Source organism: Psychrobacter sp. JCM 18901 (assembly GCF_000586435.1).
Taxonomy (GTDB): Bacteria; Pseudomonadota; Gammaproteobacteria; order Pseudomonadales; family Moraxellaceae; genus Psychrobacter.
The window spans coordinates 43,672-56,260 of sequence record NZ_BAWH01000019.1 but is presented as its reverse complement, the minus strand read 5'-3'; the positions used below and the strand labels follow the sequence as shown (position 1 = coordinate 56,260).

Sequence of the window (12,589 nt, the reverse complement as noted above, 5' to 3'; positions counted from 1 at the left end):
TTAATAAGTCAGTCTTTAATTGTTGATTCGGGTGTTAAGTTGAGTCGAGGGAGTAACCAATTTTTAAACCAACGATTAGTAGTAGGGTGAGCAGTGGTGCTATGCATGAACGCTTGAGCAGCTATTGGCGTAACTGCGTTGATTTCCTCGCTGCTATTTTCCTCAATGTTGTTTTCTTCAATGTTATTTTCTTTAATGCTATCAACCGAGGTAGTGGGGTGTGGTTTATTTCGACCATGAATTGCTTGGGCAATAGATTCAGGTTGACCGTTATTGACGCTCATCAAGGTTTTAAACTGCTGCCAATTTAGCGCTTTATTTTGAGTAACTAACGCTTCAGCCATGACGACCTGTTCATTATGCGGTCTGTCATCAGGCACTACTATGAGCGGCGTATCGTAATGATACGCTTGCGCAACAGCATTTAAGCCACAGGCCATCATCAGATAATCGCTATGACAAATAAATGGTGTGACGTCATTTACTTCAGTTGAGATATCGACATAACATCGTTTGTCATCGTCTATAGGCCCGAGAGAGACAATTAATGCATTGGGTAGCAGTGAGCGCAACTCTGATAATTTTTCGTCAATCGCTTTGTGTCCACCGTAGCCTTTGATAACGGTGATAACAGGTATTGTAGCTCCGGACTTATCTGTTAATTGAGTTTCAATAGATGGTAGGTTTGTAGATTTAGGCGCAGAAATTTCGCCACCTACGCTTAATTTTGCCAAGATATCTATAAAACTCTCATAAGTGTATGACTCAGCTTTTTGAGAGTAGATAAAGTCAAGATAGAGCGTCTTATCACAGACCCACTCAGATGTGTGGGCAGACTCTAACGCTTTAGGATAAGGTGCTAGTAAGGCAAGCGCGCCAACGAAAGCACCCAAATGTGGCGTATCATCGCGAATGCCAGGAAGCCTAACGTAAAGGTAAGGAATACTTGCTGCACGGCAGAGCATTGCCACCTCAACGCTGACATCGATAATCATCAGATCAATCTTACATTGAAAGATAGTGTCTAATATTTGGTGACTGCGTTTTTGAATGTCACTATTGCCTACGGGCGAGTAGTGTAAGCTGGCTGGTTGCCAATATTCTCCCGCACGACCTACCAATATATCATCGGGGCGTTCATCTTCCGCATTCAAACGTACGATTTGTTGTTCATCAATAGCGGTAAAACGATAGCTATTTATATCTAAGCTCGTAAATACCGTTAATTGCGCTCTTGCGTTATTAGGTAGCAATGCAGCCAGTTTGTCTGCCTGTCGGCAATGTCCTGAGCCATGATGATGAGCATAATATCCGATACGCATCATTACGATCCCTCAGAAAAGCTAACAAGAGTGGTATCAGTTTCAACTGGTGCTTGAATGGCCTGATTAAAAAAATTGCAGGGAGTCTTTTGTTAAATCAGACAGCTCATAGCTGTTGATACTGTTGATATAACTTTCTGAATTGTCTTCTATCAACGCAGTTCTATTTTTTAACGCTGCTCGGTACAGTTTCAGATAGCCGTCTACCATGGCTGACACTGAACAAAACTGTAAAGCACGGTTACGGCAGGCTTGGCGTGATATATTTTTAATCGTAGCAAAACCATTGATAAAGGCGGCTTTGTCTTTTTTTTAGGTACGATGACTCCTGTCTCTGAAGTAATAATTTCGGCACTGGCTCCAGCATCAAAACCAATCACTGGTGTGCCACATGCCAAACTCTCAGCCAAGGTCAATCCGTATGGCTCGTCCCAAGTGCTGGTAAATAGCATGGCAGTTGCTTGGCACAAGTAATTGTTAATCTCGTCCTTGGTGACATGACCTACATAACTGAATAGTTTGTCATCGCCACTCTTACTGTCTTTAAACAACAAAGGGGCTACTTTTTGATTGAAGTAGTCTTCGTTGCTTTTAGGTCCTGCAATGATAAGTTTTTTTCCAGCTTCCATGCAGTACCGCATGGCTAAATGAGTGCCTTTTTCAGGGCAAATACGTCCATACCAAAAATATACCTCGTCATCGCTACCATTAGTATTGCCAAGCGATTCTGTATTGGAAATAAAGGATTCGACATCAATGCCGTTGTATACCACTTGTGAGGGGACAAACTCAGCGAATAACTGCTGTTGGTGCTTACTAATCGCTGTAAATTGAGTGGTTGTACCAGAGCGCAGTGTTAAAAGCGCCAAACGTAACTGTGGAAAAATAGGCGTATGAAAAGTGGTAAAAAACCTTTCGCCAAATGCTTGGCCTGTCATCATCGGAATGTGATGCAGACTGTGGTTATGTACGATATCAATTTCACCACGATCATCACGTTCGATAATATCTCGTAAGGCTATCTGATAAGTGAGATATTGGTACATTTCTTCACGGCCCATGGCGACCGTTTCATGCTCATTATCATAGACCATCTTGTTAAACTCATGACGAGTCAATAATGGCACCAACGTTGCTTTTGTATCGCTATCTTTATGAGCGTAAAGCAATACCTCATGACCTTGCGCCACTAGCTCATCACAAATCAATTGGGTAATCATTTCTAGACCACCCGCGTAAGGCTGGGCAATGGGATACAGTGAATGCGCAATAATGGCAATACGTAGCGGTGAATTCGAAGACCTAATCATGTTTTTAAGACCTTTATAGTTATAAGCATTTTGGTTAGTAGAGTGGTGTATAGGGAACATAGTATAGAAACGATAAAAGACAATATAATGACCTTGGTTCAAAATTGGCTTATATAAATCACAAGTTTTTACGAATCGCTATCTTTATAAGTACTAGTTTTATAAGTACTAACTTTTATGAGTCGATGGTTTTTTTTATCTTTAAATAAAGACGTCGCATAAGATGTCGTGATAGTCGTCTTCTTTTCATGGGCTACCTTTAAAGTCTGCTTAAGAACCTTACTCATACTTGGTATATCTGCTCGAGCATCAGAGAAGTTATCCATTGCTACCTTGGCTGCGCTTAGTTTGAGAATACAAACTGCCGCTGCACAGATAAATAGTACTGGCGAATAGAGCGGTGAAAACGGTGCTACAACTAGGACTGTAATGATATTTAGCACCAACAGCAGTTTTGGTAACGCCGCTATATTCTTAAGGAGTAATGACTGACGACTTTGGATATAGTTTTGTTTGGCGTATAGTCAAGCCTATATAAATCCGATACATCGTCATCCTGCTAAGCATACTAATGTATAACTTGCACTCGGTTTCCTTGTATCGAAATTATATTGAACTGACTATACAAACAAAAGGTTTCTCTCGTCCCCACAGCACAGGAAGCCATGATAACGCGCCAATTTCCCAAAAATTCAAATGCATCAACCATGCACGTATCTTTCTGCTAAAACGCGGCTGATGGTTGTCATCTATTTGTTGATTGAGAGGCGATTGATCACGCAATATGCCCACAACCGTCTAAGGATAAAAAATGTGTAGCCTGCATAAACCAGATATAAAGGTGCAAGCATTGACACGTCAGCTTTATTTATTGAAAGCATATCAACCATTACCAGTAATGAGCAAATATGCAAAAGAATAAAGAACCCTGTAAAATTGACCCAAGCACTCAATTGAGACAGATGAGCGCGTATATATGCTAGACGTTCACTCATACTTTTAGATTGCGAGACATGTTGAAATGGAGAGTTGTACGGGACTGACAAGTAATCCGTGAGCACTTGCATATTGCCGTAGATCCAGCGTCGGCGTTGACATATTAGGTCATCTAGCGTGTTAGGTAGTAAGCCTGTGGCAATAACTTCTGGCAATAACTTCTGGCACAAACTGACTGCGAAAACCTTGTCGATGCATAAGCACGCCCATCTGAGCATCTTCAGTGATAGAAGCGCCTGACCAACCTCCTATGCTCAAAAGATCCGAGCGTCGAATGACTGCATAAGTACCCGTTGATAAGGCGCGATTGCGATTAAAAGAGCGGTACAGATGATGGTTAAAATAGTGATTCAACTCGCTATGCGCATCGAGCTGTCCTTCATTACGATAAAACTGCGGAAACTGCAGTAGGGTATGCTCAGGATACTGGGCGATAGCCTGTGTAATAGAGGCTCTAGCATGTGGTAATGCTTGGTAATCACTATCGACAACCACAATGTGACTACAGTCTGGACTCATTAACCCAAGTGCCAAGTTTAAAGCGCCCGCTTTGAAACCTTCGACATGATCAATGTGATGAAAATGGACATTCAGCTCAGCGTCTAAGCTTTGGCAAAATGCTGCTAACGGCTCATATAACGACGTCTCTTTATTATTATTATCGATAATCAATATCTCATCGCATGCTTCCTTTACTGCTAATAACGACTTTATTGTGGCAATAACCAACTCTGGAGGCTCAGCTCGCGTCATCAACTGAAAACTGAGTGCTGCGCTAGTCAAAGCTTCTTGTGTGTTAGCAGTCATGTCTGGTCCTTAAGCATGTACAACAAGTGAAATTTATATAAAGAATAGTATGCTTATGGGTAATGTAAGTACTTGTATCTTCAGTCATTTAATGAATACCAATGCATGCTAATACAGAATTAAGTAATGATTTAGCCGATAATTGTTTGTGATAAATTAACTGTGTAAGTTGTACGTAATGTGACATAAAAACTTAGTATTTTAATCGCGTAAAAATAGGGCGTTTTTTGATTGAGAAGGGGGTAGGTAACTGTTTTTTATTTTTGAGTTAGGGTAGTTAGTAAAAGGATAAAAAAAGCAGGAAGGTCTGCATCATTACGTTGAAGCACGACTGTAGTAGGATAGAAAAACACGACTGAAATCGTAGTTAGTTTCAGAAGCTAATTACGTTAATCAATTTGAGATTAGGTTATTTATATTGATGCTTAGCTAGCCCTGACTAAATCAAGCCAGTGCTAAATGAGTGACACACCAGTTCCAGACAGCGTCGACAGTTGATGATGATGACGAACTCTTTTTGCGAACGAGATAATAATCTGGATCGACTGTTAGCGTTGACTCGCATAATAAATCAACTTTATCTATTCGGTCAAAGTCAAAGTCAAAGTCAAAGTCAAAGTCAAAGTCAAAGTCAAAGTCAAAGTCAAAGTCAAAGTCAAAGTCAAAGTCAAAGTCAAAGTCAAAGTCAAAGTCAAAGTCTGCAATAGATTAGATGGTTACCAGTACGCCAATGATTACCCTGAGATGATCGAATTAGAGTCTCGGCAATAAGATATATCTTTTTATAGGATTTTGAAGCGTTATTGACTAAGTTTTAGCTATGGCATAAAGACGACTATGTAGTGGCTTTCCCTACTTAATACTTGATATTTGCGGTTGTTTCTTTGATTGCATATATTCTGAAGCCGCTACCGCTACTAAAAGAGGTCCAAAAACCATCGTTTTTGGACCTTTTATATTGTCAGCATAGAGAGCTATCGATCAGCTAGATTATGTTAACTGCTGCCGTGCCTGATAGCGGCTGTAATAAAAAAATCGCTAAACCAGGTATATACAGCAGCAAGGACAACAGCAAGTTATCCACGCCAGCAGCATAAATTAGCCAGATACCATAGACACTCGCGCCCAGACCGATGGCTTTGATGCTCCAGCGTTCTGATTGTGCAAATGATACTTTGACCAAATACGCCCCGACCAAAAAGTAAGGAATCAAAATCATCGAGGTGGAGATAATCACCAAGGTGTTATAGCCTTTACCGGTCAAAAAGATCATCAGTAAGCACAGCTGCACGGTCAAACTGGTTAGTAGTAATGATGCCGTTGGCGTGCCTTGTGCGTTTTGCTTGGTAAATATACGTGGAAACGCATTGTACTTCGCCGCGGTAAACGGCACTTCAGCCGAGTAGAGAATCCAGCTCAGGTAAGATGCTAATACCGAGATGATAAGACCAATACTGATAACCCATTTACCCACATCGCCCGTCATTTGCGCCATGATACCTGCCATCGATGGGTTGCTGAGAGCCGCCACATCCACACGGCTCATGATCCGAGAGAGAGCAGGGTAATGGCAACATACAACACCAGCGCACACAACACACCGATATAAGTAGCGCGGCCGATATCAGCGCGTTTCTTGGCACGCTGCGATAAGACAATCGCGCCCTCGATACCCGTAAATACCCATAGGGTGATCAGCATTGTCCCTTTGACCTGCTCCATAAAGGGCACGTCCAACGTCGTTCCCGCGCGGTCAGCATTAAAGGTCTGCATATCAAAGGCATAATAGGCAAACACAATAAAAGCAATGAGCGGTAAGCTTTTTGCCAAAGTCGCCAGCAAGTTGATAAATGCCGCTTGCTTAACGCCGCGCAGTACCAAATAATGTACCAGCCATAAAATGATAGATTCACCGACCAGCGCCCATAGCGTATTGCCTTCACCAAAAACAATACTGGTTGGTGTATCAATAAAGCTACCCAGCGCGGCAAACGCCACGACCAAGTAACCGACCACACCAATCGTCGCACACAGCCAGTAACCCCATGCCGAAAAGAAGCCTGCCAAATCGCCAAACCCTGTTTTAGCATAGGTATAAATACCGCCATCCAGTTCAGGCTTTAGGCGTGATAAATGTAAAAAGCAGCCCGCGAGGAACAAAATACCCACGCCGGTGATGATCCATGCTGTAATGATGCGTTCACGCCTGCCACTTCGGCCATGTTTTGCGGTAGGCTAAAAATACCCGCACCGACCATCGAGCTAAACACGATGGCAGTGAGCATGGTTAGCCCAATTTTTTTGTCCATTTTGCATCGTGCGATCTCTATTTTGTTGAGGTGCCTGTCGTCAAAGTATCTGTTGTTAAAGTAGCTGTTGTCAAAGTGCTTGTGAAATGCTGGCTCAATGCCTGAATATGCTCTGGGCCAATACCGCAGCAACCGCCAATTAGTGATGCGCCTTGGGTTTGCCATTTTTTTGCCCAGACCAGATAGGCAGGCGGGGTTAGGTCATCACGCACTTCATCGAGGCCATCGTTCGCTGTAGCGTCTTTTGGTTGTGGTGGAAAGGCGTTGGCATACGCACCAAGTTTGATGTGCGCGGCATCCTTGTCTTGCAACACGCTTTGCGCTACATCAAGCGCTTGGTCAATCACTTCTGGCTGACAGCAGTTAAACAAGATTGCTTCTACATTGATATCCGCCATTTTGGTAACGGCTTCTTTTACCGTCTCACCTGAGCGTAGGCGTGGTACATCGAGATGCTCGCTGTCTTCTAGGGTGAATGAAACCCATAATGGTTTGTTGTTAGTATCGAGCGTGTCCAGTAGCTCGCGAACAGCGACAGATTCAGCGATTAGGCTTTGGGTTTCTGCCAGCCAAAAATCCACATATTCGCTCAAACCTTTGATAAGTGGCGTGGCGATATCTTCCAAGTGATCCGCGTCAAACAAATCGGCACGATATGAGCCGAATAGTGGCGGGATGGAACCTGCAATCTTAGTGTCGCGGCCTTCCATCTCGACTGCAGCGCGCGCCATCTCGCCTGCTGAGGTAGCCAACGCTTGCGCTTGATTGGCAAAACGCTCTTCGCCAATATGAAAGGGTACGAGCGCATAGCTGTTGGTGGTGATTACCGCTGCGCCGCTTTGGATAAAGGCGCGGTGCACGTCACGGACGATCTCAGGCGCTTCTATCATTGCCAGCGCCGACCACTCAGGCTGACGAAATGGTGCGCCACGTTTGGCTAGCTCTCGACCCAAGCCGCCGTCAATAATTGTGATTGCGTCAATTGACATAATAAGTCCCTCTTTATAGTGAATAGGTACATCTACTAAGACTCTATAGTCAATTCTCTATAAAAGAGTGACAGCGTTAACCTCACTTGAAGTATCACAGTTACATCTGCGCTTGGTTGCCTTGTCTCTCTTTCAAACTGAATCAGCTATATTTTGAGAAATAGAGTTATTTAAAGGGACGAAATACTAGGCGTAATAAGGAGTAGATGCAACCAAAAGTTTAGTAATAATGTTAATTGATTACTTTTGGCATCTGGTTGCCTTGTTCGAGTATAGGTATTGCATGGTTTTTCTGATGAGGTCTATACAAATTGTGAGTAAATGCGAGGTGACGATGACTTTTAGTCAGACATAAAAAAGCAGACATCCTAGAATATCTGCTTTTTTATTTCTATATTATGCTTCAAACAATTATTAAGCTTGAGGCTTGATCAAGTACTTCTCACCAGTCGCCTGTTTACCGTAAGCGGCGATTGATTTTAACTGTAGCGCTTCTTCTAGGGTCACTTCATGCGTATAGCTGCTCGCAAAGGTGGTGGTGATTTCTTCTGCCACACGTTGACGCATTTTCACGACAGTTTTAGTGCCCAGTTTGCCTAGTGCATTGAACAGTAGGAAACCATTCACACCCCACGCAAAACCAAAGTTACGGTTTAAGGTAATCGGACCACGGTCTAAGGCGCCATAAATATAAGCTTGTTTAAAGGTATTTGAGCCATAGACGCTGTATTCTTCTACGTCACGAGTGATAGCTGCTTCCATACAGTTTAGAATATCGCTGGTGAGCTTACCGCCACCGATAGGGTCAAACGAAATCGTAGCGCCTGTTTCAGTAATCGCGGCGGTCAAATCAGCAAGGAACGTCTCGCTGCTTGAGTTCACCACATACTTTGCGCCCATATCGCGCAATAGCTTTTCTTGCGAATCTTTACGTACGATATTCACCAAATCAACACCGTCTGCCATACAGATACGGTTTAGCATTTGACCAAGGCTAGAAGCGGCTGCTGCATGTACGATGGCTTTGTGGCCTTCAGCGCGCATGGTTTCGACCATTGCCAGTGAAGTGAGCGGGTTTACAAAAGACGATGCAGCCTCGGTAGCTGTCGTGCCGTCTTGCATTTCTATGCAGCTCCTTACATTGACACAGTGGTATTGACGATATGTACCGCCACCAATCACTGCAACCATTTTGCCCATGAGTGCTTGTGCGGCTTCTGATGAGCCTGCTGCGACGACTGTACCAGCGCCTTCATTGCCGACAGGGGTGTCTTTATTTACCCGCGTTTTGAGTGATGGCATGAATTTCGCAGGCACATCAGCAGTAATGATCGGGCTGTCATCAGTGCCTGATTGTACAGCGGTTGACATATCAGCGGCGCTGAACATCACACCAAAATCAGAGGGGTTCAATGGCATGGCTTCCATGCGAACGACAACTTCGTCAGCACCGGGTTGCGGCATCTCGATGTCTTTTAAAGACAGGGTTAATTTGTTGTCATCACTGATGGTTGAAACCAGTTGTTTATTTTTATCGGTCATAAGATTTGCTCCTGCAAATAGTTAGATTTTTTTGACCAATCCCTTTATGGTATTGGCTGTTCTTTAGGTTATTGAATTTTAGTAATTTTCTTAATGTGGCTCATTTTTAGTGACCACATCGCTATATATTATTTAGCGTTTGCGGCTTGGATTTGAGCTTTAACGTGTTGCATAAACTCAGGCATGTTTGCTTGACTGTCTGCCTGAACGCTTTTTGCAATGTCAGTTTCACTCATGGCTTTGTTCCATTCTTTCATGCCGTCCACTTCTGCCAGTACATCCCACTCAAGCTGAGTCGCTCCAAAAGCGTTGACAATAGTGTTGACGTGATGCACATAGATGTCAGCCATGGTGAATTGCTCGCCTGCAATCCAAGGCGAAAATTGACATAAGCGATTAATAGCAATAATACCGCGGCCTAATACTTGACGGACTTCCTCTTTGACTGCGTTAGGTGCTTGAGTACCAGAAAATACATATGGAATCAGACGACGACTTGGTAGCTCAAAATACAGCTCTGCTATTTTCATAATCTGACGTACAGTCGCGCGTTCTGCTGCATCGGCAGGATATAGTGGCTTTTCAGGATATGTTTCTTCAAGGAAGTCACAAATCACGTTGGATTCTGACAGATTAAAACCGTCAGGCATGGTGATCACAGGTACTTTACCCACTGGACTAACGGTTAGTAGATCATCACTACCAGCGTACAAAAGGTCCTCTTGAAATGGAACGCCCTTATATAAAAGAGCGTGTTTTACTATGTTGTAATAGTTGCTTGCAGCAAAGCCGTGCAAAGTAATCATAAGTCATTCTTCCATTGTTGACGTAAAAGTTATCTTTAATCGTGTTTTCATTGCAACGTTTAGGGCGTGTTTGATATTCACAAATAGGCACTGCTGATTGCTAAAACGGTTCCAGACAAGGCGTAAAACGACGGTAATGCTCGTGCCTTAACTAGATTTACAACACAGTATGGGGCAGTTTTAGCATCAGCTCCAATATAAACAGAAGGAGACAGGACTATTTTTTTGCCACTTCATTGTTAAAACATAGACGCTTAGAATGACTAAACTTACTATTTTTAACGTCGAACTGTCTAAAAAAATAGTCTCTGTCAGTGCCATGGTCGAATATCAAGCACGCCCTAACTTAAACACATTATTACTGGTTTTAATGTGGTTATATATAAGGAATAACGTGAATCACTATTGCTTTTAAGACAATAATAAAGCGAAAATGCTCACACATTCATCTAAATGGAGAGGTCAGTTGGATCAATTACGTGCCATCAAGTATTTCAGCAAAGTCGTAGAAACAGGCAGTTTTACTAAGGCAGCAAATGCATTCAAAGTGCCGCCATCCTCACTATCAAGACGAGTATCTGATTTAGAAAAGAGCTTGGGCGCGACACTGTTAAAGCGTTCGACCCGAATCGTTAAATTGACCGAAGTAGGGCAGGTTTATTATGACGATATGCAGCAAGTACTAGATCAGATCGAGCAAAGCAAAGAAACAGTACGCAGTTATCAAACGACGCCGATGGGACGGTTACGCATCAGCTCTATGGTGGGTTTTGGTGAAAAAAATACTGCTACCACTGTTGGATGAGTTTGGTAAGTTATACCAGAGATTGTATTGGATGTCAGTCTCAGTGATGAGCTATCAGCATTAGGACGTGACGATGTCGATATTGCGATTCGCGGGGGTTATGCACCAAATGAGCGAGTGCTTGCCATTAGGCTCATGGACAATGGTTTATTCCCGTTGCGTCGCCCAGTTATTTGGAGATGCATGGTACACCCAACCATGTGATGGAGTTAAAAGAACATAAAGGCCTGTATTTCAAAGCCCCAAACGGGCCAACGCCTTGGCTCTGCTATGTGGACGATCAGTGGCATGATGTATCAGGACCAACAGTGGCAATTTCAAACAACGGACCATGGCTTGCCAAAAAGGCTTGTGATGGTGAAGGGATTTTGATGTCCACTCGATGGGCACTATCCTCATATCTTGAGTCAGGGGCATTGCAAGAGATTAAATTTGAGCATCCATTAGCAATCACGCAGCACGCTGATATGGCCGTATATCTGCTGTATCAAAAGCAGCGCTATCTAGTACCAAAAGTAAAAGCCGCCGTAGACTTTTTGTTGAGAGGATAAAAGTAGGAAATGAGCGTTGATATAAGGGAAGTGTGCTAGTCAGCTTATTTGGGGTATGAGAGGTACTCAATGCAAATTAACTCCTTTTATGAGTACATCAAGTGACCTTTATAGTATGAGAATCATTACGTCTACATACACGTTCCGAAATCTGCATTGTGAGGTAATTTTGAAATTTAAAGATTTGATGGGTCTTCATTCAGATCAAGCAGGAAATATAGATATTGACGAACTGATCTTGAAACTGCCTAATACACCAAGAGATGTGTTAGAACAGTTCTATCGAGATCATGGACGTAAAGATCAGTTTCAAGAACAATACTCTGAATTAGACATTTATAATTTAAGTTGGGAGCTTATTAGTGTCACCTTTGACGAAATATCATGTGCTACAGTTTTTCCTGGTTTTCAAGAGTGGGTAAATACCTGCTATATAAAGTCTTGTGGCGTTTCTATAGATTCAGACTGGAAACTAATTGGGCATACAAAACAGACTGTAATGTACTGGGAGCATAATCGCACGTGGAAAAGAGCACCACTTTTTCTTGAGTTAGATTATGAGTTAGATTATGGGTTACATTTGGTCGAAGGTCACTCCAGATTTGGATGTTTAAAAGGACTTGTAAGCAAAGGGCTAATTCCTGAAAACAAAACCCATAAGGTATGGTTAGCAAAAAAATGTATAACTAACTCATTTACTTTATTGACCCTGCCCAAGATCCTCTAAAATAGCGCACTCTGCATTATCATCGCCTGCGCAATGATCAAAAGAATTCTGTAGAGAGTCGACCATCTCCTGCAATTGGGTTATTTTTTGGTTTAACGTTTCAATGTGCTCTTGTGTCAGTTGCTTAACATCTGCACTCTGACGATTGGCATTTTTGCGCAGATACAATAACTCTTTCATTTGCTTGGATGAGAACCCCAAGTCACGAGAATGTCTTAAAAAGCATAGGTCGTCTATATCGTCTTTAGAATACAAACGATACCCTGAGTTCGAGCGATTTACGGTTTCTAGCAAGCCAATCTGCTCATAGTAGCGAATCATTTTGGTAGAGATACCTGATTGCTTTGATGCTTGACCAATATTCATATTTATCCTCCTAACTTAAAAAGGGACTCAAATAACAAAAGGGTTTAACCATTAAGGTT

The 12,589-nt window shown here is 42.6% G+C and carries 12 protein-coding genes and 1 pseudogene; 4 read left to right on the top strand and 9 right to left on the bottom strand.

From position 1 onward, the window contains the following. Window positions 1–8 precede the first annotated feature (8 nt). The 8 genes and pseudogenes from TT11_RS13175 to TT11_RS13140 all read right to left on the bottom strand — a co-directional run bounded on the left by TT11_RS13175 (window position 9) and on the right by TT11_RS13140 (window position 10,081). Entirely contained in the window at window positions 9–1,322 is a 1,314-nt protein-coding gene (locus TT11_RS13175; RefSeq protein ID WP_261870776.1) for a hypothetical protein, read from the bottom strand. Window positions 1,323–1,525: 203 nt separating this feature from the next. Then, window positions 1,526–2,632 (bottom strand): glycosyltransferase, encoded by a 1,107-nt coding sequence (locus tag TT11_RS13170; protein ID WP_261870775.1) that lies wholly within the window; start codon window positions 2,630–2,632, stop codon window positions 1,526–1,528. A 128-nt stretch (window positions 2,633–2,760) separates the two neighbouring features. Next, window positions 2,761–3,075, bottom strand: coding sequence for a hypothetical protein (locus TT11_RS13165; RefSeq protein ID WP_261870774.1), 315 nt, complete (start codon window positions 3,073–3,075; stop codon window positions 2,761–2,763). Window positions 3,076–3,748: 673 nt separating this feature from the next. Beyond that, entirely contained in the window at window positions 3,749–4,435 is a 687-nt protein-coding gene (locus tag TT11_RS13160; RefSeq protein ID WP_261870773.1) for a glycosyltransferase, read from the bottom strand. A 985-nt stretch (window positions 4,436–5,420) separates the two neighbouring features. Continuing rightward, window positions 5,421–6,604, bottom strand: a pseudogene (locus TT11_RS13155) (amino acid permease). 157 nt (window positions 6,605–6,761) lie between these two features. Next, window positions 6,762–7,718, bottom strand: a complete 957-nt coding sequence (locus TT11_RS13150; RefSeq protein WP_261870806.1) for a homocysteine S-methyltransferase family protein — start codon at window positions 7,716–7,718, stop codon at window positions 6,762–6,764. Between the two features lie 429 nt (window positions 7,719–8,147). Further along, complete coding sequence (locus tag TT11_RS13145) at window positions 8,148–9,275, bottom strand: zinc-binding dehydrogenase (protein WP_261870772.1); 1,128 nt, start codon at window positions 9,273–9,275, stop codon at window positions 8,148–8,150. A 128-nt stretch (window positions 9,276–9,403) separates the two neighbouring features. Continuing rightward, window positions 9,404–10,081, bottom strand: a complete 678-nt coding sequence (locus TT11_RS13140; protein WP_261870771.1) for a glutathione S-transferase family protein — start codon at window positions 10,079–10,081, stop codon at window positions 9,404–9,406. A gap of 466 nt (window positions 10,082–10,547) precedes the next feature. Here TT11_RS13140 and TT11_RS13135 point away from each other — a divergent pair, with 466 nt between their 5' ends. The 4 genes from TT11_RS13135 to TT11_RS13120 all read left to right on the top strand — a co-directional run bounded on the left by TT11_RS13135 (window position 10,548) and on the right by TT11_RS13120 (window position 12,164). After that, a complete protein-coding gene (locus tag TT11_RS13135; RefSeq protein ID WP_261870770.1) occupies window positions 10,548–10,886 on the top strand; it encodes a LysR family transcriptional regulator in 339 nt (112 codons plus the stop codon). A 27-nt stretch (window positions 10,887–10,913) separates the two neighbouring features. Beyond that, window positions 10,914–11,090, top strand: a complete 177-nt coding sequence (locus TT11_RS13130) for a hypothetical protein (protein WP_261870769.1) — start codon at window positions 10,914–10,916, stop codon at window positions 11,088–11,090. After that, entirely contained in the window at window positions 11,066–11,437 is a 372-nt protein-coding gene (locus TT11_RS13125) for a LysR substrate-binding domain-containing protein (RefSeq protein WP_261870768.1), read from the top strand. Before TT11_RS13130 ends, TT11_RS13125 begins: the two co-directional genes overlap by 25 nt. A gap of 169 nt (window positions 11,438–11,606) precedes the next feature. Further along, window positions 11,607–12,164: a hypothetical protein gene (locus TT11_RS13120; RefSeq protein ID WP_261870767.1), complete on the top strand. Its 558-nt coding sequence runs from the start codon at window positions 11,607–11,609 to the stop codon at window positions 12,162–12,164. Here TT11_RS13120 and cueR read toward each other — a convergent pair. After that, the gene (cueR, locus tag TT11_RS13115; RefSeq protein WP_261870766.1) at window positions 12,138–12,530 is read right to left on the bottom strand and encodes a Cu(I)-responsive transcriptional regulator; all 393 of its coding nucleotides are present in this window, start codon (window positions 12,528–12,530) and stop codon (window positions 12,138–12,140) included. The two genes, TT11_RS13120 and cueR, sit on opposite strands and share 27 nt — an antisense overlap. Window positions 12,531–12,589: the final 59 nt, after the last annotated feature.